Origin of the sequence: Thalassospira xiamenensis M-5 = DSM 17429 (genome assembly GCF_000300235.2) — a bacterium.
Taxonomy (GTDB): Bacteria; Pseudomonadota; Alphaproteobacteria; order Rhodospirillales; family Thalassospiraceae; genus Thalassospira; species Thalassospira xiamenensis.
Genome location: NZ_CP004388.1, coordinates 3,182,086 through 3,206,317 on the forward strand (window position 1 = coordinate 3,182,086; position 24,232 = coordinate 3,206,317).

A 24,232-nucleotide genomic window follows, 5' to 3' on the forward strand; every position below is an offset into this window, starting at 1 on the left:
ATCTGAAGAAGGTGGCTGAACCGTTGCTCAGGCTGAACAGCGTGCCGCGACCTGAAGCTCCATCCGCGCCGTTCGCATATAAAGCGAATGGGCCCGTTCCATAAGATCGCGAAGGGCGGGGGGAAATCCTGTTTCTTCGTCGCAGTCGTCGCGAACACAGATTTGCAGATCGACCATCAGATCATCAAGATCAACCGCATCTTCCCAATCAATCTCGCCCTCTTCAACCGCCCGCACCGCAAGCAGCCACGCCATCGCCCGGATCAGGCGGTTGGTCATGCGCATCTCCTCAACGAATTGCTTCATTTTGGCACTGCCGTGAATCCCATGGCGCGATGCGGTTCGATTTGCGGAAAGATAATTACGCGCCTCCACCAGCAGGGTGAAAGCCTCGTCATAGGTTCGCGAAAGAGGAACAATCGCGAAGTTGCTTTGATAGGGTTGCCCGATCCCGGTCGGGTGATCCTTTTTTGCCATAAAGCTTATATGGGAAACGGACACCGGGCTTCAAGCATCCGGGAAAATTTGCTCTGAATTTGCCCCGAAATAGCCCGAAATAGAAAGACCGCCCCAAAGGGCGGCCTTGCCTCAACCTGCTAAACTTGCCGGACTTTTTTTTATTCTTGATCTTGTTTGTGGCCGAACTGTAGCTAGCGGTTGGCAAGGGGTCAAGGTAATAAGTGTCGGAAATATGACAGTACGTATTAATACGTACCGAAATACGTATAAACAGTACGTAAAAGGCGAAAACATAAAAAGAACCGCCCTGAATTCGGGCGGTTCAGTTTAACAGGGAGGCATCGAAACATCACGTTCGACAAGGGGCCAAACAGTGGCCCACTACCCATATATAAGACGGTAAGTTTAATATTCAATTAACCGGAGATTTAAAAATATATCCTCACGTTTAATGTTTTGGCGTACCCGTCCCCGTCAGTTCTTGAAAAGCGCTTCCGCCCCGGCACGAACACCATTGCGATGCTCCATTGCCGCATCAACCCGCACCAGTTCCTGCTCCAGGGCGGCTCGATAATCGACAAGGTTTTCAATCGACATTCCGTCAAGGCTCCGCGGCAGGCCGAACATCGCGGCCAAAGGTTTTTGCAGGTCGTCTTCTTCCACAGTCATCCTCCTTTGACATTTTGCCCCTGGCGGTTTTGCCGCTATTACATAGGGATCGAATTTATCATTCGCTATGGAGTTTTGTCATGACCTTGCCAGACGACCTTGCCCCAAGCCTTGCCCCAGACCTTGCCAAAGACATGCAGGCAATCGAAATCCGTATTGACGGCGAAAACCGATATCTTGCCACGGGCAAGGTCGCGATGCCGCAAATCGCGCAGGGCGAGGTTCTGGTGCGTATTCGTGCCGCCGGGGTCAACCGGCCCGATCTGATGCAGGTGGCCGGCATGTATCCCCCGCCCCCCGGCGCGTCGGAAATCCCGGGGCTTGAACTTTCCGGTGAAATTGTCGCCACCGCCCCCGATGTCACGACATGGAAGGTTGGTGATCAGGTTTGCGCGCTGGTCACCGGCGGCGGCTATGCCCAATATGCCGCGGTCCCCGCCGCCCAATGCCTGCCGGTCCCGGCTGGTCTTTCCATGACAGAAGCCGCAAGCCTTCCTGAAACATTCTTTACCGTCTGGCATAATGTTTTTGACAAGGCCGGGCTGAAATCCGGCGAAACCTTCCTTGTTCATGGTGGCACATCGGGGATCGGCACCACCGCGATCCAGCTTGCCAAGGCATTTGGCGCGCGCGTGATCACAACGGCCGGCAGCGATGACAAATGCCAGGCCTGTCTGGACCTTGGTGCGGATATCGCCATCAATTACAAAACACAGGATTTCGTCGAACAGGTAAAATCCGCAACCGATGGCAAGGGGGCCGATGTCATCCTTGATATGGTGGCGGGCGACTATGTTGGCCGCAATTTCAAGGCGGCTGCGATGGAAGGCCGCATCCTGATCATTGCCTTCCTCAATGGGCCAAAGGCCGAAACCAACTTTACCCCGCTTCTGTTAAAGCGCCTGACCCTGATGGGATCAACCCTGCGCGCCCAGCCGGTTGCAAACAAGGGCGCGATTGCAGAAAAGCTTCGCGAACAGGTCTGGCCGCTATTTGAAAACGGCACGATCAAACCGGTCATTTACCAAACCCTGCCGATGGATCAGGCCCAACAGGCGCATGAGATTTTGCAGGGTGGCGCACATGTTGGAAAAGTGGTACTGGAAGTGCCTTGATCGTTTACGGATCCGGGTTGAAGGCATATCGATCACCATCGACTTCACCCTTTCCCGGCAACAGGCCTTCGATTGCGGGTCGAAAAGAAATATTCTTTTCGATAACCTGCAACAGATTGTTGCTTTTAACCGCACATTGATCGAAAAGAGCGCTGTGGCGGTTCCAGCGACGCGCGGCACTCACCTTGGGTTGCCTTTGCTGCGTTGCCGGAACACCAAAACAGATTATATTCTGGGGCAGATATTCCCGCGTATTTGGGGTTCATCCCATCGCCGGTCTCCAGAGAGAGAAAGAGTAAACAGGAGGAATTATGGCTCAGCCCCTCATGCCCAAAGCAACGGCCGTATGGCTTATCGACAATACCGGTTTGTCGTTCCGGCAGATTGCAGCCTTTACCGAGCTGCATGAACTGGAAATTCAGGCCATCGCTGATGGCGATGTCAATCAGGGGATTGTCGGCCTTGATCCGGTTGCCAATGGTCAGTTGACCAAAGACGAGATCGCGCGCTGCGAAGCTGATCCGCGTGCATTGCTGAAAATGGCAAAGTCCGACCTGCCGCGTCCGCGCGCGCATGGCAAAGGCGCACGCTACACCCCGGTTTCAAAACGCCAGGATCGCCCGAATGCGATTGCATGGCTGCTCAAACACCATCCGGAACTCTCGGATGCGCAGATTTGCAAACTGATCGGCACCACCAAGGACACGATTGGCAAAATCCGCGACCGTACGCATTGGAACTCGGCCAACCTGACGCCGCGCAACCCGGTGACCATGGGGCTTTGCATCGAACTTGACCTTGAAAAACAGGTCGTGATCGCACGCAGCAAAAACCCGGAAAAGGTCGTCAAGAATGTCGAGCCCGATCCGCTGCCCGAAGAATTGCAGATCAACCCGGAACCGGATTATCCCGGCAAAAAGGATGATCGCAAAAAAGACGAACCCAAAACATCCGATTACATGGAAGCAGCAGAAAACCTGTTCCGCTCCTGATCGATGCAAAGGCCGCCCACCGGGGCGGCCTCAGACCGCTGACAAACCCCGTCATATTTTGGCGGGGTTTTTCTTTTAGAGGTGTTTGAAAGCTGGCTTGAGTGTGCCGAGGGGATTATCCCTCAGCGATTGGCCCCTTGGGGCCCAAAGCCAGGGCTATTTTCTTGATGTTTTGGGCGGCGGCGGCCAGCAGACATTGGCATTTGACATTGATCAGTCCCCGGAACCTTGCATATCGATGACCGTGAAGCTGTTTGGCATCTGCAAAAGAGCGTTCGACCGTCTCTTTTCGGCGCTTGTAAACCCGCTTACCCCACTCTGTCAGACGATAGGCGTCAGCCCGGTCTCTGGCGTCTTGCCAGACATGGCGCGTGACAGTTTTTCGGTGGTGGGCATTGGCGGTACAGGAAGCCAGCACAGGACAGGTGCGGCATTTTTCCGGGTCGCTGTGATAATGGCGGTATCCATTTCGGTCGGTTGTCGCATAAGACAGAAGCTGACCTTCGGGGCAGCGATAAGCATCACGTTCAGGGTCATAAACGTATTTGCGTTTGGGGATGTAGCCTTCCCGAAGGTTCGGGCGGCGATAGCCCGTCACGCCAAGGATGTCACGATCTTCAAGGCCTTTGGCAATCGCGGCGGTCGCATAGCCCGCATCCAGTCCGACGGCGATAACATCAAGGTCAAAACGCTGCCTTTGTCGGTCAAGACGGTCGAGATAGGGAATGCTGTCATGCAGATTGGCCGGGGTGGCGTAACTGTCGGTAATGATCCCAAGCTTGCCATCGACCGTGCGGTGATCGAGATAGAAAAAGCCCTTGGGCTTGCCGTCGCGCACCATATATCCGCTGTCGGGATCGGTTCGGCTGATCTTGGTTTCTTTCTCAACCGGCTGGCGTTCCTTGGCTTTGAGCGGCTTTTTCGCATGAGCCGCCCGGTCTTCCTCAATCGCCAGATCCAGATCATCCCAATAGGCCGCGCGCGATTTGGCAACCACTTCGCGGTCCCATTTGTTCTTGTTGGCATCGGCCTTCAAATGCGTGCTGTCGGTATAGAGAACCTTACCATCCACCAGCCCGTGCCTGATCGCCTGCTCGACGATCTCGTCAAAAATATCCTGCGCAACACTGGCATCATGATATCGACGCCGCCGGTTCTGCGACAGGGTCGAGGCATCAAAGACCTTGTCGGTCAGCTTGAGTTGCAAAAACCAGCGATAGGCGACATTGACCTCAATCTCGCGCACAAGCTGGCGCTCCGAGCGCACGCCAAACAGATAGCCAATGAACAGCGCCTTAAACATCATCACCGGATCAAGGGCGGGACGGCCATTGTTCGCGCAGTACAAATCGGCCACGCGCGCATGGATAAAACTGAAATCGATCACGGCATCGATCTTACGAAGCAAATGATCGCTGGGGACCAAACTGTCGAGTGTCACCATCTCAAGTTCGGTTTGATGTGGGCTGGGTTTCTTAAGCATTCCCCATTGAATCAAAAGTCCCCGCCAATGGCGAGGACTTTGTCAGCAGTCTGAGGCCGCCCACCGGGGCGGCCTTTTCTCTTTGGCGACCAACCCAAAAGCGAATATGTTTTGTTTCATATGAATGCCGTGAAACGGTAATATTCCTGAAATGAACACGACATAACATTCGTTCAAACAAAACCGCGAAACAACCGCCAAAGAACCCCTCATGCAAAAACGTCCGACTGAACGTCAGGCCAGTATCGTTGAACTTGTCCGTGCTGACGGTTTCAAGACCATTGAACAGCTTGCCGAACGTTTTCAGGTAACCCCGCAAACCATCCGCCGCGATGTAAACGCCCTTTGCGACGAAGGATTGCTGCGCCGTCGCCATGGCGGGGTTGAACCGGCACTTGAACATGAAAACATCGCCTATCGGGCGCGCAAGGTTCTGCATGTGAATGAAAAGCGCAAGATCGCGGCACTGGTCGCGCGCGCCATTCCCGATGGCGCATCCCTGTTCTTTTCAATCGGCACCACACCGGAACTGGTGGCAAGCGCGCTTTTGCAGCATCGCGGTTTGCGGATTTTCACCAACAACCTCAATGTCGCCTATGTCGCCGCCACCAATGACAGCTTTGACGTCACCCTGATTGGTGGCCGGTTGCGCAATCGCGACCGCGATGTTCTCGGGCCAGAGGTCGAGGCCTTCTTTAACAGCTACAAGGTCGATTACGGCATTTTCGGCGTTGGCGGCATTGATGCCGATGGCAGTCTGCTTGACTTTGACGAACAGGAAGTCCGCGCACGTTCCGCCATTCTGACCAATTCGCGCCAGACCTATCTGGTCGCCGATCATACCAAGTTTGGCCGCAATGCCGTGGTGCGGGGCGGCTCTGTCACACAGGTCACCGCCTTCTTCACCGATTGCGCACCGCCCGCTGCCATCGCCCAGATGATCGAAAAAAACGGCGTTGCCCTGCATATCCCCGAACCAAACGCCGAATTCCCGACTTTCTACGTCCCCGAAGAAGACTGATTTGGCGTCCAGTCTCGCGCAGCCGCAATCAATCCATTGCGGACTTCGCGCAATCCGCTGCCCATCACCTTGTCGCGCCGGACAACAAGGGCAAGGCTCCGCGCAAGGTCCGGGGCAAGCTTGCGGGTTTTGATCGGGAACTGTGTGCGGCCCAGCCGCGCGCCCATGGCGGGCAATATCGTTGCCCCCAACCCGGCACCCACCAGTTCCTTGATCGCCTCGACACTGCCCAGTTCCATGATCGAATGCCCGGCAACACCGGCGGCCCGCAGCCAGTCATCAACAATCGTGCGCGTCTGACCACCGCGTTCATACAGAACCAATGGAATATCTGCCAGATCAGCCGGCCGGACCAGATCGGGCACATCCATCCCGTCGGCAAAGATCGCGACAAACGGATCGGTCAGAACCGGCACGATATCAAGACTGCGCCCACTGGCGGGTAATGTCACCAGCCCGATATCAAGGCTGTTTTCCTCAATCGATTTCAGAACGTCGCTGGTATTGCCGGTCCGAACGATGATTTCAAGCCCCGGAAAACGCCGCTGCAACTGTTCCAGAACCTTTGGCAGGAAATAGATACACGCCGTCGCCCCGGTCCCAATCCGCACCTGCCCCACCGTGCCGCTGGCAAATCCCGCCACCGCATCCAGGGCGTTCTGAACGGACGCGTCAATCTCCCCCACCCGATCCAGCAATGCCTGCCCGGCGGGCGTTGGCATCGCGCGTTTGCCGACGCGCTCAATCAACCGCACACCAAGACGATCTTCAAGCTGGCGGATCTGTTGACTGATCGCAGGCTGGCTTAAATTCTGCCGTGCGGCGGCGGCTGAAAAACTGCCAAGTTCGATCACATCGGCAAAGGCATGCACCTGATCAAGGTTAAGGCCACGCATCTAAAACTATTCCTTATGATCCGCATAAGAATACAAATCTTATCTTATTTCAGATGACCGGCTAATGTCACGCCATACCATCAATTTCTGATATGGAACCCCGATCAATGTCGACCGATACACTGCCCGCCGCCACCAAAACGTCCGATCTCGTCATACGCAATGCCGATCATGCCGACATTGCCGCGATCACCGCGATTTACCGCCACCATGTCCTGACCGGCACCGCCTCGTTCGAAGAAATCCCGCCGTCCGAGACCGAAATCACCAATCGCTTTGATGCCATCCGCGCCAATGGCCTGCCCTATCTGGTCGCCCTGCGCGGTGATGTCATCGTCGGCTATTGCTATGCCAGTCTCTATCGCCCGCGGTCGGCCTATCGCCACACGGTGGAAAATTCGATCTATGTCGCGCCCGATTGCATCGGGCACGGGATCGGTGCGGCCCTGATGGCGGCCCTTCTCGAACGCTGCGAAGCTGGCCCGTGGCGGCAGATGGTTGCCGCCATCGGCGATAGCAAAAACCACGCATCGATTGCCCTGCATCGGAAATTCGGCTTCGACATGACCGGGACGTTTCACAATGTCGGCTACAAGTTCGGCACATGGCTGGACTCGGTTCTGATGCAGTGCCCGCTTGGTTCTGATAAACCGGTCATCCCGGGCCCGACGGATAAATGATCACCCGCGCACTTGTCATAAAGCTGGGGCTGGGGCAGCTCATCAGTTGGGGCACGGCCTATTATCTGATTGGCAATTTCGGAACCCTGATCGCCCAACATCACGGCTGGTCCGACAGCGTGGTTTATGCCGGTTTCTCGGCAAGCCTCCTGACCATGGCGGTCATATCCCCCTTTTGCGGCAGGATGATCGACCGTCACGGCGGGCGGATCATCATGACGCTGGGGTCATGCCTCAATGCCCTTGGCTGTCTGATCCTTGCATTCGCCGATCATCAGATCATGCATTTCATCGGTTGGATCATTCTTGGGCTTGCCATGCGTGCCACCCTTTATGATGCGGCCTTTGCCACCCTCGCCCGGATTGGCGGGCGCGATGCCAGACGGGCGATGGGGCAGATCACGCTTTTTGGCGGCTTGGCCTCAACCGTCTTCTGGCCGCTCGGGCATTTGATCCAGTCGGAATTCGGCATCACAATCGCCCTTGTCGTCTATGCCGCTTTTGCCCTGTTGACCGTCCCGATGTATGCCGCCATCCCCGATGCCCGACATGGCAAACCTTCGGGAACCACCCTTAATTCCACCGATAATACCAATGACACCAGTAATGCCGATGACCATGGACTGCCAACGCATCAACGCCTGTGCGGCTTTCTGTATGCCGTGATCGTCACCCTGCTCAATGTCGTGAATGCCGCAATGTCGGCCCACATGATCGCCATCCTGATCGGACTTGGCTTAACCACCGCCGCCGCGATCAATGCCGCATCGCTCCGCGGTATCGGCCAATCCGCGGCGCGTGCCGCCGAAATCCTGTTTGGCAAACGCATCGCCCCGGCAAGCCTGACATTGTTTGCCACGGCCGTTTTGCCGCTGTGCTTCGTCCTTGCCTTCTGGGGCGATCAGTTTGCGATTGCCGCCATGACCTTCACCCTGCTTTACGGGGCGGCAAACGGCGTCCTGACAATCACGCGCGGAACCCTTCCCCTGATGATCTTTGGCAATGCCCGCTACGGCCATCAGGTCGGGCGTTTGCTGGTACCGGGTTTTATCCTCTCCGCCCTCGCACCCAGCCTTTACGAACGCGCCATCGCGCACTGGGGCCCCAACGGCGCACTCTGGCTTTCCATCGGCCTGCTGGCCTGTGCCTGTGGCGCAGCCATATGGCTTTATCTGCTCTTACGCCCGCAAAGGTCTGAAACCCGCCCTGCGCTGATTGTCCGATAGATATTTCTCATAAAAAAAGCCCGCAAATCAAATTTGCGGGCCTCACTAGCATCGCGTCGCGTTCAGAACTTCAGGTCTAAGGTAATCATCACATCTGCGCGCTGCGCAGCCGGATCCCCGGACAGGCTCAACTTACTCGAAAATCTGTCATCAATATCCGCAAGCATTGCGCCCGCGGAAATTTCTGGCGTCCCACGATCAGACAGGCTGGTACCGACATAGGGCGACGCCGTTACGGCAAAGTTTCCATCCCGACCGGTAAACGAAATACCATAAGCAACCAAACCGCTCAGCGTGTATTCGCGGTAATCATCACGCCCGACCATGCGCGACCCTTCGATTGAGCCCGACAGACCCGTCCCGCCCGAGGCAAACCGCACACCACCACCAAGGTCAAACGCCCCGGCATCGCCGTTGGTCTGGTCGGTGAAATCGTGGATATAACCCGCTTTGACATATGGCGTCAGGGACGTCTCGCTTATCTGGAAAGAATAGGCCAGCTCGGCATTCGGCTTTAACTGAACGGTATTGACCGAGGATTCAGCAACCCGGCTACCGTCACTTTCGGTGTAGGCAGCAAGCGTATTGCGCGACGTCAATGCACCCAGCCCGCCCGTAACCCGAAACGGGCTATCTGCAATTGGCTGGAAAGTCTGGCGTGCATCAACCTGCAGATACCAGGTCTGGCTGTCGGTATTTCCCGTCACAGTGCTATTGCGGCTTCTGGCGACATCCCCGAACGCATATCCCGCAATCGCCGAGAAGGTCAGCATGTCCGACGGTCTATAGATCACATAGGGCGAGAGGTTCCACGTATCCTCTTCGTAAGTGCCGTTCTCAAAGGTGGTCGTAATGTCTGTCTGGGCGTAGCCGACGGACATACCCGCCACCAGTGCGGGCGAAAAACGATAATCCGCACCGACATTGTACCCCCAGACGCTACCGTCGTAACGGCCGTCCTCGCCCGTCCGGTTGCGCGTATTCTCGATATCGGTAAAGGACCCATGCCCCCAGATCGTAATCGGACTTTCGCGAGACAGCAGCGTTCGTTGTTCCGCCCCATCCGTTGCACTATCAGCGTTTTGCGCCACCGCAAGCACACGCGATGTATCGAAAGACGCAAGCATCGCCAGCCCGCCCAGGGTTGTCCCCTCCGTGCGCGTTTTCTTGCCCATGGGATCATCAAGCAAGCCCACTGAAGCAAAACCGAATTGCTGTGTCGACGTGGTGTTAGTATTAGCCGGCACCGTTCCAACGGATTGGCCAGCTGTCATATTGGCCACCCGTGATCCGAAATTCTGGCCGATGATCACAGATTGCGCCCGTGTTGCCGAACCTTGAAGCGCGCGCAGGGCAGCGGCCGAGCTATCAGAGGATGCAGCATCAGCAGTCGTGATTGTGACCGATGCACTGTTGAAGGTCGTAGCCCCCCCCTACCACTAGGGTATAATTGACGGTCATCCGGATCGTCGCCCCGTTCTCCCCATCAATGGTGACCGTCGCGGTTTCATTAGTGGCATTTTCGCGGTCATTTGTGCAACTAGCACCAGCGGCGGCGTTAAAAGCGCCGAGACGACATCCTCTATGCGCAGCATCGTCGCTGCTACCCCCGGTTCCGATCCTGAATTGCTCGACTGAGAGGTTCGAGTTTCGGACCTGGAAGACGATATCGCGCAATGCGGTGCTGTTGTTTTCATTATTTGCCGCGACGCAGGTACCATCACTGTCGTCGTAGGCCACATGAGAGGTCGATGCATTGGCTGCTGCGAGGTTGGTGCAGGTGATTGTCGTCGTTGCCGCAAATGCGTCACGCCCATCACCGGCCATAAAGCCACAAAAGATGGTCATCGCCAAAAGCAGCAACGATGGCAATTTAGCAATACTAATCATACAGGTCCCCGAACCATTCCGCCCCAAACAGATTTATCGCACGCAACACCGCGTTGCATAACAACCTCCCACGCAACACTGCGTTGTGTAATAACCTGACTAGCTAAAATTTTTATTGTGATCAACCTTTTAAGAGCCACAAAAACAACGCGCGGTTTCACCACGCGGAAACTTCAGGCCCTGTGTCGCTTCTTTTGGTCGGGAGCGTATCTTCAACCCACGGTGGCTTAACCGGCCTTCCATGCGGTTTCCAGCATGTCGGAAATCGCCTTGCTAAGATGCCCCGACACGGGCAGGGCGGGCGGAATGTTTTCGGCAATCATCGGACAACGAATCATCCATCAGCACCTTGAACGCATCACGATAATAAATCATGTCATCAATACTCATTCCCGACACATTGGCCATCTGCCCATAACTGGCAGTTCAAACCCCGCCAAGGGCTGGATAAATCAACGCCGCCCCGGAACCCGGCCCCCAAAGCTCTCTTCGCGCGCCCGGACCGCAATCCCGGCAGCCAGAACGATCTTCTTGCCTGAATGCACCCGGCGATCTGATCCGTGCCTTTGCCGATCCGCCGGTCTTGCATTTCACGGGTTGGGTTGGGTTGGGTTGGGTCGGGGCGGGTCGGCTCTGCTCGGCTCTGCTCTGCTCGGCTCTGGCCCTGCCATGCCTGCCCCGCCATTCCGATGCCGCCTTTGTGACATTGGCCGGGCTTGGCGGAGGTGATGCTGCACGGGCAACGGGCAAATCCCCTGCCCGGCCTTCGCATAGCTTGGCGGTCTGGCAGTCTCGCGGCCTGACGGTTTCGCAGCTTGGCCGTCTGGCGATCTGGCATCGACGGAGCTGTCGCACCTGCCGATCTGATCCGGTCGCAATTCGGCCCTGCCGCAACCACAGTCATTGCCATCGCCACCCCTGTCGGGTTTGCCTCTTTCGCCTTCCCGACACTTCCGGCACGTCCCGATGCCCGAAGGACACATTTCTCCCGTCATGATTAACAACCGTTTTCGCAAATGCCCCCCGAAACTTATCGAGGCTATCGGGCGTCACCGCCCGGACGCACGTCCCCCGTAATGACTTTTCCATCCGCCATCAATGCCCCTGTGGCAACGTCGTCGTCGCCCTGCCGCCCCATCAGATCGCTGAACAATCATCGTCACTTTCCTGTCTTCCCGGCCCGGATAAGCAAAAACCCGCGAAAGCGCATCACGCTTTGCGGGTTTTTGATCCGGGTGCATTTGTCCCGTTGACTTTGCCTTTATGGCACAAATAAAAGAACAAATCAAGAACATTTTTCGGAAAAATTCATTCCCGTGAAAATGGTATATTTTTCAATATATTAGGAAGGCCCGCCCGCAGGATAAATCAGAATAAATCCGGCGGGCGGTGATGCTGCCCCGGCCCCATACCAGTCCCGGCATTGGGAGTTTTCATCCCATCAGGATCACGCCGATTTGGCGTAACCAATATCTTTCAGGGCTTCGGCAATTTCCGGCAAAATCCCCGGATCATCAATGGTTGCCGGGGCGTTATATGCCTCCCCATCCGCGATGGATCGCATGGTTTTACGAAGGATTTTGCCCGACCGGGTTTTGGGCAGACGATCCACGATGGTTGCCTGCTTAAACGCCGCAACCGGCCCGATCTGATCGCGGACCATGGCAACCACTTCCTTGATGATCGCCTCATGCGGGCGGTCCACCCCGGATTTCAGAACCACAAAGCCAAGCGGTAATTGCCCCTTAAGGTCATCATGCACCCCAATGACGGCACATTCGGCAACATCGGGATGCCCCGAAAGCACTTCTTCCATCGCCCCGGTCGACAATCGATGCCCCGCGACATTGATGATGTCATCGGTTCGCGACATCACATAGATATAGCCGTCCTCATCGATAAAACCGGCATCCCCGGTGGCGTAATAGCCCGGGAATTCTTCCAGATAGGCCGACCTGAACCTTTCATCATTCTGCCAAAGGGTCGGAAGTGTTCCCGGCGGCAATGGCAGCTTGGCGACCAGTGCGCCGATCTTGCCGCGTTCAAGCGGCTTGCCGCCCTCATCCACCACCTGCACGTCCCAGCCACAGGCCGCGACCGTCGGCGATCCATATTTGATCGGCAGCATTTCAATACCGCGCGGATTGGCACAGATCGACCAGCCGGTTTCGGTCTGCCACCAATGGTCGATCACCGGCACGCCAAGGCTGTCTTCGGCCCAGTGCAGCGTATCGGGGTCTGACCGTTCGCCCGCAAGATAAAGCGCCTTCAGGCATGAAAGATCATAATTGGCCATCAACGCGGCCTTGGGATCATCGCGCTTGATCGCGCGAAACGCGGTTGGTGCGGTAAACAGGACCTTGACGCGATGCTGCGATATCACCCGCCAGAATGCCCCGGCATCGGGCGTTCCGACCGGTTTTCCTTCATACATCACCGTCGTGCATCCGGCCAGAAGCGGCGCATAAACGATATAGGAATGCCCGACGACCCACCCCACATCGGATGCCGCCCAATACACATCACCCGCCTCAACATCATAGATATTTTTCATCGACCAGTTAAGCGCCACCATATGACCGCCATTGTCGCGCACAACCCCTTTGGGCTGGCCGGTCGTGCCCGATGTGTACAGCACATAAAGCGGGTCGGTCGCGGCCACGGGCACACAATCAGCCGGGGCGGCCTTGGCACATTCCGCCATCCAGTCAAAATCACGGCCGTCGATCAGCGGGGCCGAACATTGCGCCCGCTGGAACATCAGGACCGTTTCGACCTTGTGCTTCGCCTGATCAATCGCGCGGTCCAGAAGCGGCTTGTATTCGATCACCCGCGATCCCTCGATACCGCAACTGGCACTCAGGATCAGCTTTGGCTTTGCGTCATTGATCCGGGTCGCAAGCTCGTTCGATGCAAAGCCACCAAACACGACCGAATGGATCGCACCAATGCGCGCACAGGCCAGCATCGCCATCGCCGCCTGCGGGATCATTGGCATATAGATGATCACCCGGTCGCCTTTGGTCACCCCCTTGGCATGCAGGGCCCCGGCAAGGCGCGCAACCTCATCACGCAACCGGTTATAGGTGAATGTTTCAATCGTATTGGTGACGGGGCTGTCATAAATCAGGGCCGCCTGTTCACCACGACCGCCTTCGATATGACGATCCAGCGCATTAAAACAGGTATTGACCATTCCGCCTTCGAACCAGCGATAAAACGGCGCGTTGCTGTCATCAAGCACCCGGTCCCATTTCTTGTACCAGGACAGACTTTCCGCAGCTTCTGCCCAGAAACCTTCCTTGTCCGCGATCGAACGATCATAGATTTCCTGATAGCGACCCGTCATTTGTGAAACTTCCTCCCGCGCGTCTGGATCTTTGCCCAAATATACGCGTCTGGCTTGTGTGCTGCGTTACCGCGACATCATCATCCGCAAATGTTGTGACATCGCCTGCCCGATCCGTATCAAGGGCCAGCCCCAAGGCCGCCCTAATTCGGCATCATAATACCGATTTAAATTTCCAATGCCCCTTAGACATTGGTAGAGGGCAGAAAACCGGGATTTTTGCGGATTTAAATCAATCCAGAAAACATCTTTCCACGTATGTTGCTTTATGAAGGTCAGAACGCAGAAGGATGCTTACAAGAATGCCGCCTCTCGTTGTGGGCGACAAGCGGAGGCGGCAAAAAATGAAGGAACTGATCCTGTCGTCAGGAGATGCATTTTTCAGGAAATCGGCACAGCCTTACCATCACGCCATGCGGATTTTGCCAGCATCCTCTTGACGGCTAATGGGTTATTCGACTTATCTCGTCCTTGATTTCGAGCTTGCGGCGTTTAATGTCTGCGACACGGGAATTGTCTGGCGCCGGGCGGCGCTGCTCGTAATGGAGTTCCTGCTCAAGTGCAGCATGTTTGGCAGTGAGAGCTTCGACATGGGATTGAACACTCATTCGCCTACTCCTCAGTTCTGACTTTGCCCACACAAAGATGGTAGTAATTCTGTAATATGATTTCCAGTCTTTCGACGACGCAATCGTTCAAATAGTGACCCGGATAACACATAAAATGTCTCAAAAGGATCGACTTATCATTGGCATAACCGGCGCGTCCGGGGTGATTTACGGCATTCGTTTTTTACAGCTGCTGAAAAATTCGCCAATCGAGACCCACCTGATCCTTTCAAAGGCGGCAGAGCGCACAATCGCCTATGAAACCGATTTTAAAATCCGCGATATCAAAGAGTTGGCAGATGTTGTCCATGACAATGCGGATATCGGTGCCTCAATCGCATCCGGTTCTTTTCGCGCACGCGGCATGGTCATCGCCCCCTGCTCGATGAAGTCTCTAGCCGAGGTCGCAAGCGGAGTCGCAGACAATCTGATCGCACGTGCCGCCGATGTGATGCTCAAGGAACGCCGCCGACTGGTTTTGATGGCGCGTGAAACGCCTTTGCATGCCGGCCACATCCGCAATATGGCACTGGCGACTGAAAACGGTGCGATCATTGCCCCGCCGGTTCCCGCCTTCTATGCGCGCCCGCAATCGCTTGATGAAATGGTCACGCAAAGCTGCGGCCGGGTCCTTGATCTGTTTGATATCGATCTTCCGGAAACGGCCCGCTGGGGCGACACGGACGCCGAAAACCACATCCCGGTCACCGGCAAACCGCGCAAGACGGATTAAGCTATCAGGCCGCCCTGCGCCTTCGGACTTAACTTCATGCAGGCGCAAAGCTGTTCCAGCGCAGCATCGCATTCCGACTGGCTCATCTTAAAGCGGGTCGGCGATAGATAGGCCCGTGCCGGTGCCATCGGATCACCGGCCGGGACGGTTTCAACGGCCTTGCACAGAAGTTCCTGTTCGATACGTTCGGCGGCAACTTCGTCATTCTTGACCTTGCCACGCAGTTTTTGCGCACTGCTCCAATCGGCATTGCGCAAAAAGCGACGGGTATTGCGCAACGGCACAATCACCTGTTCACGCCAGTCCCGCACCGCATTTTCAAGGGCGGATATGCTATGCGGTGCCTGCCCCTTCTGGCCAAGATAGAACATGAACAGCAACATGTTCACATCCAGATCACAACGTTCCTGCAATTCAAGACAAAGCGGCGCAACGCCGTCCCGTCCATACATCTCGACCGTAAAGGCCCAGACTTCCTCTGCGTTCATATCCAACCTGTGCGTTTTTCGTTTTTATAAGCGTGCGATCTTTTGATCAGACCGTCTTTGCCGTCCGCGCTGTTTCTGGCGGATGCCCCAGATAGGCACCAAGCCCTTTTGCGGTCGATACCATGGTTCCCTTGGTATCGACAAGACGCGGCCCGACAATCACATCGGCCATCGCAACATCAATCACCTTGCGCTTTGACCAGGCGACGACACGATCAAACCTTTTCTGCGCAATCAGGTCCACCGCATGCACCCCGAAGGCCGATGCAATGACCCGGTCGCGCGGCGATGGAATCCCGCCGCGCTGCACATGGCCCAGCACGGTCACACGGGTTTCCCAGCCGGTTCGTGCGCCCAACTCATCGGCCAACCAATGCCCGATCCCGCCATAACGTATTTTCTGACCATCATCCCCTTGCGTCACCGCCGCACCGTCATCGCGTTTTACGGCCTCGGCAACGATCACCAATGCATGATTGCGTCCACGCTTGCGGATATTCAGACAATGTTCGGTCAGGGCATCCAGATCGTAATCCATTTCCGGGATCAGGATCGCATCCGCCCCACCGGCGACCCCGGCAAAAAGGGCAATATGCCCGGCATCGCGCCCCATGACTTCAAGGATCATGATGCGGTCATGGGATGCGGCTGTCGGCTGCAACCGGTCAAGTGCCTCGACCGCCACATTGACCGCCGTGGTAAAGCCGACGGAATATTCCGTCAGTGCCAGATCATTATCGATGGTTTTGGGGATACCCACCAGATTGATGCCACCCATTTCGGCCAACCGATGCAGGATCGCCATACTGCCATCCCCGCCAACCCCGATCAGGGCATCAAGGCCAAGCTTGTGATACCCGGCAATCACATCGGCGGATCGGTCGGCAAAACTGCCATCAGGCATCGGATAATGGAACGGATCCCCCTTATTCACGGTGCCAAGAATCGTACCGCCCAAACGCAGCATTCCGTCATTATTGACGTAATCGTTCAGATCAATGGCCTGCGGCGGGTCCTGCATCAAACCGTGCGTCCCCTGCCGGATGCCAACCACGTCCCAGCCATAACCAAGTACCGCACGGCGTACAACCGCCAGAATAACCGCATTCAGGCCCGCGCAATCGCCGCCACTGGTCAGAATTCCGATCCGCATCCGTATCCTCCGTCCTATCCGATCTTGCTTAACAAAGCAGATTACAAATCATATGGGTTGCCAACCCGAATTCTGATAGTATTACAGGCTCTTCGCGTCGCTAACCAAGCTGGATCAAAAATGGACGAAATCAATCAGATCGCGGTTGAAAAAAGACTGCTGTTTCTGCGCGAGGAACATCGTGATCTCGATATCGCAATCGAACAACTGGCCCACGGGGCCCATCACGATCAGTTGCGGCTGGGGCGCATGAAAAAACGGAAACTCGCCCTAAAGGACGAGATTCTGTATCTCGAGTCGCAACTCGTACCCGACATTATCGCCTGATAAACAATCCGGTGTTTCCGGCAGAACACCCCTTTTGGAAAGACACGAGCGGCACGGCAGGACGCCGTTCTCGCCTCAAAGACCGCTTGGAATACGTTGTAATTGCGCTGATTTCATTTCTTTTTCAGCACGCAGGGCATAATCGACAGATACCAACGCTTCTTCGGCGGTTTCCCCCGATTTGACGTGATAAATGCCAAAAACCGGAACGATGGTGATGTATTTTCCGTTCCAGAAATAAGGATGCTTTCTTAGCCGACGTGTAATTGCGTCTGCCCGCTGCCAGGCATCCTGTTCATCCATGTTGTAAAGCAACGCGATAAAATCGTTGCAGCCAAGATATCCGACCTGATGGGGCGGCATGATGAATTCGGTAATCGTGCGATACAAAAAGGTAAACACCCCTTCCTTGCATCCATGACCGTGCCGCTGCAACACATCATCAAGATTGGCAATCTCGCACAGCAACAGCGCGCGTGTCGTTCGATCCGATCCAACCAGCACCATTTCATTTTCAACAATCTGCATGAAACTGGTGCGGCTTAACGCGCCGGTAAATGGATCACGCCCTTCTGCGCGGGCCAGTTCGACCTGATGACGCTGCAATTCGCTCAGATGGTCCGAAAGCCCGTTAACGCGCAGCATCAAACGCGAAATCGCCCGTTCCACAGCCGGGGTCACCTGTTCATCAGGAATGCCCAGAACATCGGCAATGTCGTGGATGTTCGCGGTAACAGCCGGTTCGGCATTCAGGATATCGCGATTGACGATATCAACCTGATGCTGATCGGGGTCAGGCGCACCTTTTTTGCGCACCGACCTGCCATAGGTGTACGCGGCATAGGGATTGGATGGATACCGTCCATCGCCCGCCCCCATTGATGACGGTGTGGCGGCACCGGGTCTGGTGACTTTCATGTCTGCCCTCTCTTGTGCTACCTGCACAGAGACAAAAATTAAGATCAAAAACTATAAACCCAAAATACTTATACTTCACTTAAATTATCAACTGTAAGCAAGGATAGTATCCCTACCCTTATAGCTACCCCTGCGCAATATTGCGCGCCGCGCAGAATGCTGCGCGAAACGATGTCATATCGCGCCATTGGCGGGCTTGCATGATCACCCTTCCTGCCTATAATGCGGGCCTTCTGATAACGCCCGAAAACGGAGCCGCCAGCATGAGCGATCAAAGCCCGGTCATCGGCATTATCATGGGAAGCCAGTCTGACTGGGAAACCATGAAAAATGCAGCAGATGTCCTTGATGCGCTGCACGTCCCCTACGAAACCAAAATCGTATCAGCCCATCGCACCCCTGATCGCCTGTATGACTATGCCAAATCAGCAAAGTCGCGCGGCCTTAAGGTGATTATTGCCGGTGCTGGTGGTGCGGCCCACCTTCCGGGCATGGCCGCGGCCATGACGCCGCTTCCGGTTCTCGGCGTTCCGGTACAAAGCCGCACGCTTAAGGGCCTTGATAGCCTTCTGTCGATCGTTCAGATGCCGGGCGGCGTTCCGGTCGGAACACTGGCAATCGGTTCGGCCGGGGCCAAGAATGCCGGCCTGATGGCCGCCGGGATCATGGCACTGATGGATGATGCGCTCGCAGGACGTCTTGACGACTGGCGCGCACAGCAAACCGACGCGGTCGCCGAAGAACCGGTCGATCCCGCACCGTGACATGAATGAAGCGCGCCCGAACGGGCGCGTTTTTCTTTGGCATCATTCAGGTCAATGATGCCCGCCCCAACCGGGGAATGTGAAGGAATTCGAGGAATAAATGACGCAGGATTTCGCGACACGCATCATCGCACCGGGCAGCACGATTGGCATCATGGGCAATGGCCAGCTTGGCCGGATGGCCGCCCTGTGCGCTGCCGAGCTTGGCTATAAGGTTCATGTTTTCGGCCCCGGCACAGACAGCCCGACCGAACAGGTCTGTGCCAAGGCAACAATTGCCGATTACACCGATCTCGATGCGCTTCGTGCCTTTGCCGCCGATGTTGATGTCGTGACGTTTGAATTTGAAAACGTGCCGCATGACAGCGTGAAACTGTTATCCGAACTGGTGCCTGTCCGTCCGGGCTGGAAATGCCTGCATCTGTCGCAGAACCGTCTGCGTGAAAAGACTTTCTGCAATGAAAACGGCATCGGCACGGCACCTTTTGCCGCCGTCCGTTCGATTGCCGATCTTGAGGCCGCCGTTGCCAAACTTGGCCGCCCCGCCGTGCTTAAAACCACCGAAATGGGCTACGACGGCAAGGGTCAGGTCAAAATAACTGACGAAACCAGCCTTGCCGACGCATGGACGGAAATGAACGGTGCCGAGGCCATCCTCGAAGGATTCATCTCGTTCGAGCGTGAAATCTCGGTCATTGTCGCGCGCGGGGTCAAGGGGGACACCGCCTGCTTCTGCCCGGTTGAAAATGTGCATACCAATCACATTCTTGATGTCACCATCGCCCCGGCGAAAATTCCCGCCGATCTTGCCCGAAAGGCCGAGGACATCGCCACCCGTCTGGTCGAGGCGATGGAATTTGTCGGGTTGCTGGCGGTCGAGATGTTTGTGACCACTGATGGCGACGTTCTGGTAAACGAAGTTGCCCCGCGTCCGCACAATTCCGGCCACTGGACGATTGATGCCTGTGTCACCAGCCAGTTCGAACAGTTCATCCGTGCTGTTTGCGGATTGCCGTTGGGCAATCCGGCCCACCATTCAAATGCCCGGATGAAGAACCTTCTGGGCCATGACATTGATGACTGGCAGGCAATTTTGGCCGAGCCGGATGCAAAACTGCACCTTTATGGCAAGGCCGAAGCCAAAGCCGGGCGCAAGATGGGCCATATCACCTGGGTTCTGCCCAAAGAGGACTGATATCCATCCGAGTGCAATTTATGCCAATGCCCCGAACCATGCTGGTTTCGGGGCATTTTTCATTGGATCACAGATGCTTCGCCCGGCAGGCAGTTTCTTCCTGCCAAACTGGCATTGCGCTTGCTGATATCCCGTCAGGAAATACTTTTCGGGTAACAGGCGTGATGAAAAAACTTCTTCTCATCCTTGCAGTCATAACCGGCTTTGCATCAGCCACCGGCACAAATAACGCCGCCCACGCCGCACCGGGGGCCGCGGGTTTCCCGGATGTACTGCAAGGCGACCAGCTTCGGTTTGGCAATATGATTGTCGAACTGTTTGGCATCCGCGCCCCGCGACCGGGCATGATCTGCCGGGCAGGCAGTGTCGAGTTTCAATGCGGGGCCGCCGCCGCACAGGCACTTGACCGCATCATTGAAAATTATGCCGTCGCCTGCCAGCAGGTTTCAGATTCCCAGCTATTCCCGATGCTGACCGAATGCCGCATGGGTCAGACCGACATCAACCGTTTGCTGCTGCGCGCGGGTTGGGCAATTGTCGATATGAACAGTTGCGATGGCAACCCGAACTGCCTGACCTATCTGGGGGATCAGGCCCATGCCAAGGAAAACCGCAAAGGCATGTGGATGGGTGACCTGCCCTATGAACTGGTTGCATTGGCCGCCAAACCAAAGCCGATTGATATCGACAACGCCAATGGCGAAACGGAAGTCGCCAACGACAACGGTGCACCGTTCAGCATCAATCTTGCCGCCGAAATGGAACAGGCGAACAAGCCCGACACGACGCTTCTGAGCTTTCTGATGCGCTAGACGCAGTCACGCGCCTTGTCCCCAAAGTCCTCCCCAACGCAAAACGCCGCCCGATGCAGGGCGGCGTTTTGTCTATGGATATAAATCAGAGCCGGTCTATGCGCCGAACTGGCGACGGACCCGCCCCGGCGTTGGCATGCATTTGGCCAGCTTCGCACCAAGCTTGAACGGGGTTGCCGCGAATTTCCCTGCCTTTTTAACCGTGCCGGTGATTTTCGGGATTTGCATGACATTGCCGATCCGGCGATCCAGAAAGACCCAGCTGTCTGCGTGACCTTCGGATTTGTCATCCAGCCAGTAGGCAAGTGTCGAACCATAAACCCCCGCCAGCAACATCCGTTTGGTGTACCAATTGTGATCGGTCGACGTATCACCGGCCGCGATCCACATCTTATCCACCGTGCCATGCGTCAGCTTAAGGCTAAGCGGGACGTTTTGCGGCAATGCCAGATAGGAAAGGGCTGCCCGCACCGTATCCTTTTCATGTTCCACCAGCGACAGTCGGGTTTTGACCGCAGTGGCAATCCGTTCGCGGATTTTCATCGATGGCAGATCAAGCTCGTCGAGTTCCTCGACCATTTTGCGATCTGTCATCTCGACATAGGTAATGATGGCCTGACGAATGCCCCCGGGCAAAAGACGATCCACCTCGCCCGGTGCAAGTTCAAGGTCCTCGGCACCGCTGCGAAGGGCGGCCATGCTCCAGCCGTCAAACGGGATATGTTGAAGTGCCGCCGCAACCAGCGCCTCACGCTGCGTACGCAGGCGGTTCATGCTTTCGGAAACGGTCATTTCAGGCCTCCTTGCTTTCGTCATTGGCACCATCATCGGAACTGTCAGCAGATGATGCCCCCTGTCTGAGGGGCGTCTCGGGCGGGTTGTCGCGCAACTCGTCGGCAAAGCCCAGCAACGTCATGTCTTCCATACGTTCGGGATACATCACCCCGATCAAATGATCATATTCATGCTGAACCACGCGCGCATGGAATCCACCGGCAATGCGTTCAACATCCTTGCCATATTCATCTAACCCGCGGTAACGGATTTTGTTCCAGCGCGGCACCACGCCCTGCAACCCGGGAATCGAAAGGCATCCTTCCCAGCCATCAACGATTTCATCGCCAATCGCCTCTATTTCCGGATTGATCAGCACGCTTAACGGCACTTCCGCATCATCGGGATCATCGCTTTTGCGAAAGGCCGGGACATAAAAAACCATGATCGCCTTTGACTGAAACACCTGCGGTGCCGCAAGGCCAACGCCTCCGGCATCCTTCATGGTGTCCTTCATATCCGCGATCAAACGCTGGATTTCTGGATCAAGCGGGTTTTCGACCTGGTCCGCGACCCTGCGCAGAACCGGGTGGCCCATCCGGGCAATTTTAAGGATCGACATGGCTCTATATCCAACCAAAACGCCCCGACTGTAAAGCCCCTACGCATGATCCGCCGCCTAATGAGCCGACAAAACCAACGTCTGTAGCGGCCAGAGCAGCGCCTGAATACGCAGTAACAACGCATGCACGATCCCGACCGTCTGCACCATATGCAGGAACAACCATTCGCCCGTACTGATTTCCGGGTTTTCAAGCTGATCATGGGTATTGGTATAGGCATTGGCAACGCACTGGCTGCCCCTTGGCACATCCTTGATCTGCTCAGGATAAAGCGGGATCATTTTGGCAAGGAACGTACCCGGTACGGCCCGTTCCGAGATATCTAGCAATCTGTCTGTCGGGCGGAACTGACCGGCAGCAATCACCGGTTGCACACTGGTTACCAACATCGGGATGACTTCAAACGGCAGCGACGCACACGACATTTCCGCAAGAATCCCGGCTTTGACAACCTGGGCGGAAACCTGCTGAAAACCGGCTTGGAATATGACCTCCTCGGGTTCGGCTGGTATAAGGATACCGGCCGGACGTAACAACGGATTGACGATATCACCGATCTGCAATGCAAATTGCTGTATCACGCCATCGACACCGGCCCGGACAACGGTTTTGCCAAGGGCAACCTCGGCCGAACGAAGCGACGCTTCCGCGCTGGCAAGCTGGGCTGGCAGAAGGGTTTCCATTCTGGTTTCGACGGCATTGACATTGGCCTTGGCCGCATTAACCGATCCCTGTCGTGTGGTTAAGGCCACTTCAAGCCGTTCGACCTCCCGCCGGGAAACCGCATTGGTACCGCGTGACAAAAGATCAGCCTTGACCGCCAATTCCTCGCGCACCTGCTCATACGCCCCTTGCGCTTCTTCAAGATTGCCGTTCGCCACCGCAAGATCAGCCTGCGTTACCGCCATCTGCGCACGGATTTCCTGCACCTGCTGCCGGGCGATTTCGACCGCCTCGGTTTCTGTCCGGTCATCAAGGCGGAATAACGGTTCGCCCGATTTTACCTGATCATCGTTATCGACATAAATCTCGACCACCCGGCCATTTTTCTCCGGCAAGATGGTCAGGGTCCGATAGAACGACGCAACGTTATGACTTGACGGGTGGTAATAAAAAATCAGCGTAATCAGCGAAATTGTCAGGATCGCACAGCCGACAATCCCGTATCGCAGCTCGTACCAGACCGAAAACAGGGTGATTTCCTTGCCGATACGTTTGCCCTGCGCATATCGGCGAATCAAGTAATCAGGCAGGATCGTAAAAATGGAACATAGCATAAGTTCAAACATCTTTACGGCCCTCCTGCACATTCATATCGGCGGAGATCGTCGAGGCGTCACCATCGGTGACCGGCTTTGGCCCGGTGGATTCGCTCATTACCCCCTTTTCCCGTGCCATGGCCTTCACGGCATCAGCAATCGCATTAATCGGGGTGTAAAAATCGGGAACCTGAACCACGGCAATCACCAAAGCCGCCAGCCAGAACAGGTTGTTATGGGTAAACAGCGCCAGAAGCGTCAGGATACTGATAAGCTGGATCTGGGTGTGATTGGCATGATGGGCCAACCGTTCAGGCAGGGCATGCAGGCTCAGATAAAGAGCCCCCAACCCAAACACCCCCAGAACGACAGACCAGACAACAATCATGAACAGCACATCCGACTGTCCGGGCCCGGTAATGAAGAACGGCGCATGTGCAATTGCCGTCTCTCGCAATGAGCTTTCCATGTGCAAATATCCCACCGTTATGAGGGCTCTGCGCGGATGCAAACCTACGCCACCGGCGGCATACCCAAACTCACCCCCAGCGATAAGCCCAATTTTGTCAAAGCATTATATCAACTTTTGAGATTTTTTTCGGACATACAATTCGCGCAAAGCGCAACACCACAAACCCAGAGTCTGGAAATTCGTGTTTTGCCTTGGCGTTTTGCGCCTTTGGCTCAACCAACGCCAAAGGCGAATATCTCCTTCCCTCTTTTCTTTTGCTCCGCTTTGGACTATATAAAGCCCACGGTCATACAGGCCGTGCTACCAACCGGAGGGCATGCTGCCTT

At 55.8% G+C, this 24,232-nt stretch carries 25 protein-coding genes; 10 read left to right on the forward strand and 15 right to left on the reverse strand.

Features of this window, described 5'->3' with window-relative positions; genetic code table 11:
• Positions 1-27: 27 nt before the first annotated feature.
• Positions 28-501: a DUF1465 family protein gene (locus TH3_RS14755; protein ID WP_233421782.1), complete on the reverse strand. Its 474-nt coding sequence runs from the start codon at positions 499-501 to the stop codon at positions 28-30.
• 432 nt (positions 502-933) lie between these two features.
• Positions 934-1,128, reverse strand: coding sequence for a DUF1192 domain-containing protein (locus TH3_RS14760; RefSeq protein WP_007092397.1), 195 nt, complete (start codon positions 1,126-1,128; stop codon positions 934-936).
• Positions 1,129-1,208: 80 nt separating this feature from the next.
• Between TH3_RS14760 and TH3_RS14765 the strand changes: the two genes are divergently transcribed.
• The gene (locus TH3_RS14765) at positions 1,209-2,243 is read left to right on the forward strand and encodes an NAD(P)H-quinone oxidoreductase (RefSeq protein WP_007092396.1); all 1,035 of its coding nucleotides are present in this window, start codon (positions 1,209-1,211) and stop codon (positions 2,241-2,243) included.
• A gap of 311 nt (positions 2,244-2,554) precedes the next feature.
• Positions 2,555-3,235: a DUF1013 domain-containing protein gene (locus TH3_RS14775; RefSeq protein ID WP_040060006.1), complete on the forward strand. Its 681-nt coding sequence runs from the start codon at positions 2,555-2,557 to the stop codon at positions 3,233-3,235.
• Positions 3,236-3,350: 115 nt separating this feature from the next.
• Here TH3_RS14775 and TH3_RS14780 read toward each other — a convergent pair whose 3' ends face one another.
• A complete protein-coding gene (locus TH3_RS14780) occupies positions 3,351-4,718 on the reverse strand; it encodes an IS1182 family transposase (protein ID WP_040059618.1) in 1,368 nt (455 codons plus the stop codon).
• A gap of 211 nt (positions 4,719-4,929) precedes the next feature.
• Here TH3_RS14780 and TH3_RS14785 point away from each other — a divergent pair, with 211 nt between their 5' ends.
• Entirely contained in the window at positions 4,930-5,739 is an 810-nt protein-coding gene (locus TH3_RS14785; RefSeq protein WP_007091077.1) for a DeoR/GlpR family DNA-binding transcription regulator, read from the forward strand.
• Here the strand turns inward: TH3_RS14785 and TH3_RS14790 are convergent.
• A complete protein-coding gene (locus TH3_RS14790; protein ID WP_007091078.1) occupies positions 5,718-6,635 on the reverse strand; it encodes a LysR family transcriptional regulator in 918 nt (305 codons plus the stop codon). The two genes, TH3_RS14785 and TH3_RS14790, sit on opposite strands and share 22 nt — an antisense overlap.
• A 107-nt stretch (positions 6,636-6,742) precedes the next feature.
• Between TH3_RS14790 and TH3_RS14795 the strand changes: the two genes are divergently transcribed.
• Together TH3_RS14795 and TH3_RS14800 are read left to right on the forward strand one after the other, a co-directional pair.
• Positions 6,743-7,315 carry a GNAT family N-acetyltransferase gene (locus TH3_RS14795; protein WP_007091079.1) on the forward strand — a complete coding sequence of 191 codons (573 nt, stop codon included), beginning with the start codon at positions 6,743-6,745 and terminating at the stop codon, positions 7,313-7,315.
• The gene (locus TH3_RS14800) at positions 7,312-8,541 is read left to right on the forward strand and encodes an MFS transporter (RefSeq protein WP_007091080.1); all 1,230 of its coding nucleotides are present in this window, start codon (positions 7,312-7,314) and stop codon (positions 8,539-8,541) included. Before TH3_RS14795 ends, TH3_RS14800 begins: the two co-directional genes overlap by 4 nt.
• 62 nt (positions 8,542-8,603) lie before the next feature.
• On the opposite strand, the gene TH3_RS14805 is transcribed toward TH3_RS14800, so the two are convergent.
• The 4 genes from TH3_RS14805 to TH3_RS22690 all read right to left on the reverse strand — a co-directional run bounded on the left by TH3_RS14805 (position 8,604) and on the right by TH3_RS22690 (position 14,388).
• The gene (locus TH3_RS14805) at positions 8,604-9,716 is read right to left on the reverse strand and encodes an autotransporter outer membrane beta-barrel domain-containing protein (protein WP_167710580.1); all 1,113 of its coding nucleotides are present in this window, start codon (positions 9,714-9,716) and stop codon (positions 8,604-8,606) included.
• A gap of 208 nt (positions 9,717-9,924) precedes the next feature.
• Positions 9,925-10,431 (reverse strand): hypothetical protein, encoded by a 507-nt coding sequence (locus TH3_RS14810; RefSeq protein ID WP_007091082.1) that lies wholly within the window; start codon positions 10,429-10,431, stop codon positions 9,925-9,927.
• 1,447 nt (positions 10,432-11,878) lie between these two features.
• Positions 11,879-13,819: a propionyl-CoA synthetase gene (locus TH3_RS14820; RefSeq protein ID WP_267958667.1), complete on the reverse strand. Its 1,941-nt coding sequence runs from the start codon at positions 13,817-13,819 to the stop codon at positions 11,879-11,881.
• A gap of 404 nt (positions 13,820-14,223) precedes the next feature.
• A complete protein-coding gene (locus tag TH3_RS22690) occupies positions 14,224-14,388 on the reverse strand; it encodes a YdcH family protein (protein ID WP_007091085.1) in 165 nt (54 codons plus the stop codon).
• A 115-nt stretch (positions 14,389-14,503) separates the two neighbouring features.
• Here TH3_RS22690 and TH3_RS14830 point away from each other — a divergent pair, with 115 nt between their 5' ends.
• Positions 14,504-15,121 carry a UbiX family flavin prenyltransferase gene (locus TH3_RS14830; RefSeq protein ID WP_007091086.1) on the forward strand — a complete coding sequence of 206 codons (618 nt, stop codon included), beginning with the start codon at positions 14,504-14,506 and terminating at the stop codon, positions 15,119-15,121.
• On the opposite strand, the gene TH3_RS14835 is transcribed toward TH3_RS14830, so the two are convergent.
• Together TH3_RS14835 and TH3_RS14840 are read right to left on the reverse strand one after the other, a co-directional pair.
• Positions 15,118-15,609 carry a TIGR02444 family protein gene (locus tag TH3_RS14835; RefSeq protein WP_007091087.1) on the reverse strand — a complete coding sequence of 164 codons (492 nt, stop codon included), beginning with the start codon at positions 15,607-15,609 and terminating at the stop codon, positions 15,118-15,120. The genes TH3_RS14830 and TH3_RS14835 overlap by 4 nt on opposite strands.
• Before the next feature lie 46 nt (positions 15,610-15,655).
• A complete protein-coding gene (locus TH3_RS14840) occupies positions 15,656-16,762 on the reverse strand; it encodes an ATP-dependent 6-phosphofructokinase (RefSeq protein WP_007091088.1) in 1,107 nt (368 codons plus the stop codon).
• Positions 16,763-16,882: 120 nt separating this feature from the next.
• On the opposite strand from TH3_RS14840, the gene TH3_RS14845 reads away from it, so the two are divergent.
• On the forward strand, positions 16,883-17,089 hold the full coding sequence (locus TH3_RS14845; protein WP_007091089.1) for a YdcH family protein: 207 nt from the start codon (positions 16,883-16,885) through the stop codon (positions 17,087-17,089).
• 75 nt (positions 17,090-17,164) lie between these two features.
• On the opposite strand, the gene TH3_RS14850 is transcribed toward TH3_RS14845, so the two are convergent.
• A complete protein-coding gene (locus TH3_RS14850) occupies positions 17,165-18,007 on the reverse strand; it encodes a GGDEF domain-containing protein (RefSeq protein ID WP_007091090.1) in 843 nt (280 codons plus the stop codon).
• A 263-nt stretch (positions 18,008-18,270) separates the two neighbouring features.
• Between TH3_RS14850 and purE the strand changes: the two genes are divergently transcribed.
• The 3 genes from purE (at position 18,271) to TH3_RS14865 (ending at position 20,778) form a co-directional block, all read left to right on the forward strand.
• Entirely contained in the window at positions 18,271-18,771 is a 501-nt protein-coding gene (purE, locus tag TH3_RS14855; protein WP_007091091.1) for a 5-(carboxyamino)imidazole ribonucleotide mutase, read from the forward strand.
• A gap of 100 nt (positions 18,772-18,871) precedes the next feature.
• Positions 18,872-19,966, forward strand: coding sequence for a 5-(carboxyamino)imidazole ribonucleotide synthase (locus tag TH3_RS14860; protein ID WP_007091092.1), 1,095 nt, complete (start codon positions 18,872-18,874; stop codon positions 19,964-19,966).
• A gap of 164 nt (positions 19,967-20,130) precedes the next feature.
• Positions 20,131-20,778, forward strand: coding sequence for a thermonuclease family protein (locus tag TH3_RS14865; RefSeq protein ID WP_007091093.1), 648 nt, complete (start codon positions 20,131-20,133; stop codon positions 20,776-20,778).
• 96 nt (positions 20,779-20,874) lie between these two features.
• Here the strand turns inward: TH3_RS14865 and TH3_RS14870 are convergent, their stop codons facing one another.
• The 4 genes from TH3_RS14870 to TH3_RS14885 are packed head-to-tail and all read right to left on the reverse strand — an operon-like array spanning position 20,875 to position 23,903.
• Positions 20,875-21,570: a COQ9 family protein gene (locus TH3_RS14870; protein WP_007091094.1), complete on the reverse strand. Its 696-nt coding sequence runs from the start codon at positions 21,568-21,570 to the stop codon at positions 20,875-20,877.
• A gap of 1 nt (position 21,571) precedes the next feature.
• Positions 21,572-22,174, reverse strand: a complete 603-nt coding sequence (gene def, locus TH3_RS14875; protein ID WP_007091095.1) for a peptide deformylase — start codon at positions 22,172-22,174, stop codon at positions 21,572-21,574.
• 57 nt (positions 22,175-22,231) lie between these two features.
• Positions 22,232-23,464: an HlyD family secretion protein gene (locus TH3_RS14880; protein WP_007091096.1), complete on the reverse strand. Its 1,233-nt coding sequence runs from the start codon at positions 23,462-23,464 to the stop codon at positions 22,232-22,234.
• Positions 23,457-23,903 (reverse strand): hypothetical protein, encoded by a 447-nt coding sequence (locus tag TH3_RS14885; RefSeq protein WP_007091097.1) that lies wholly within the window; start codon positions 23,901-23,903, stop codon positions 23,457-23,459. Before TH3_RS14885 ends, TH3_RS14880 begins: the two co-directional genes overlap by 8 nt.
• Positions 23,904-24,232: the final 329 nt, after the last annotated feature.

Coding starts and splice junctions, on each gene's coding strand:
- TH3_RS14775 (WP_040060006.1), top strand. CDS start 2,555: ATGGCTCAGCCCCTCATGCCCAAAGCAACGGCCGTATGGCTTATCGAC.
- TH3_RS14810 (WP_007091082.1), bottom strand. CDS start 10,431: ATGATTAGTATTGCTAAATTGCCATCGTTGCTGCTTTTGGCGATGACC.
- TH3_RS14760 (WP_007092397.1), bottom strand. CDS start 1,128: ATGACTGTGGAAGAAGACGACCTGCAAAAACCTTTGGCCGCGATGTTC.
- TH3_RS14885 (WP_007091097.1), bottom strand. CDS start 23,903: ATGGAAAGCTCATTGCGAGAGACGGCAATTGCACATGCGCCGTTCTTC.
- TH3_RS14870 (WP_007091094.1), bottom strand. CDS start 21,570: ATGACCGTTTCCGAAAGCATGAACCGCCTGCGTACGCAGCGTGAGGCG.
- TH3_RS14805 (WP_167710580.1), bottom strand. CDS start 9,716: ATGGGCAAGAAAACGCGCACGGAGGGGACAACCCTGGGCGGGCTGGCG.
- def (WP_007091095.1), bottom strand. CDS start 22,174: ATGTCGATCCTTAAAATTGCCCGGATGGGCCACCCGGTTCTGCGCAGG.
- TH3_RS14860 (WP_007091092.1), top strand. CDS start 18,872: ATGACGCAGGATTTCGCGACACGCATCATCGCACCGGGCAGCACGATT.
- TH3_RS14785 (WP_007091077.1), top strand. CDS start 4,930: ATGCAAAAACGTCCGACTGAACGTCAGGCCAGTATCGTTGAACTTGTC.
- TH3_RS14795 (WP_007091079.1), top strand. CDS start 6,743: ATGTCGACCGATACACTGCCCGCCGCCACCAAAACGTCCGATCTCGTC.
- TH3_RS14880 (WP_007091096.1), bottom strand. CDS start 23,464: ATGTTTGAACTTATGCTATGTTCCATTTTTACGATCCTGCCTGATTAC.
- TH3_RS14790 (WP_007091078.1), bottom strand. CDS start 6,635: ATGCGTGGCCTTAACCTTGATCAGGTGCATGCCTTTGCCGATGTGATC.
- TH3_RS14865 (WP_007091093.1), top strand. CDS start 20,131: ATGAAAAAACTTCTTCTCATCCTTGCAGTCATAACCGGCTTTGCATCA.
- TH3_RS14830 (WP_007091086.1), top strand. CDS start 14,504: ATGTCTCAAAAGGATCGACTTATCATTGGCATAACCGGCGCGTCCGGG.
- TH3_RS14850 (WP_007091090.1), bottom strand. CDS start 18,007: ATGAAAGTCACCAGACCCGGTGCCGCCACACCGTCATCAATGGGGGCG.
- TH3_RS14800 (WP_007091080.1), top strand. CDS start 7,312: ATGATCACCCGCGCACTTGTCATAAAGCTGGGGCTGGGGCAGCTCATC.
- TH3_RS22690 (WP_007091085.1), bottom strand. CDS start 14,388: ATGAGTGTTCAATCCCATGTCGAAGCTCTCACTGCCAAACATGCTGCA.
- purE (WP_007091091.1), top strand. CDS start 18,271: ATGAGCGATCAAAGCCCGGTCATCGGCATTATCATGGGAAGCCAGTCT.
- TH3_RS14835 (WP_007091087.1), bottom strand. CDS start 15,609: ATGAACGCAGAGGAAGTCTGGGCCTTTACGGTCGAGATGTATGGACGG.
- TH3_RS14780 (WP_040059618.1), bottom strand. CDS start 4,718: ATGCTTAAGAAACCCAGCCCACATCAAACCGAACTTGAGATGGTGACA.
- TH3_RS14765 (WP_007092396.1), top strand. CDS start 1,209: ATGACCTTGCCAGACGACCTTGCCCCAAGCCTTGCCCCAGACCTTGCC.
- TH3_RS14845 (WP_007091089.1), top strand. CDS start 16,883: ATGGACGAAATCAATCAGATCGCGGTTGAAAAAAGACTGCTGTTTCTG.
- TH3_RS14840 (WP_007091088.1), bottom strand. CDS start 16,762: ATGCGGATCGGAATTCTGACCAGTGGCGGCGATTGCGCGGGCCTGAAT.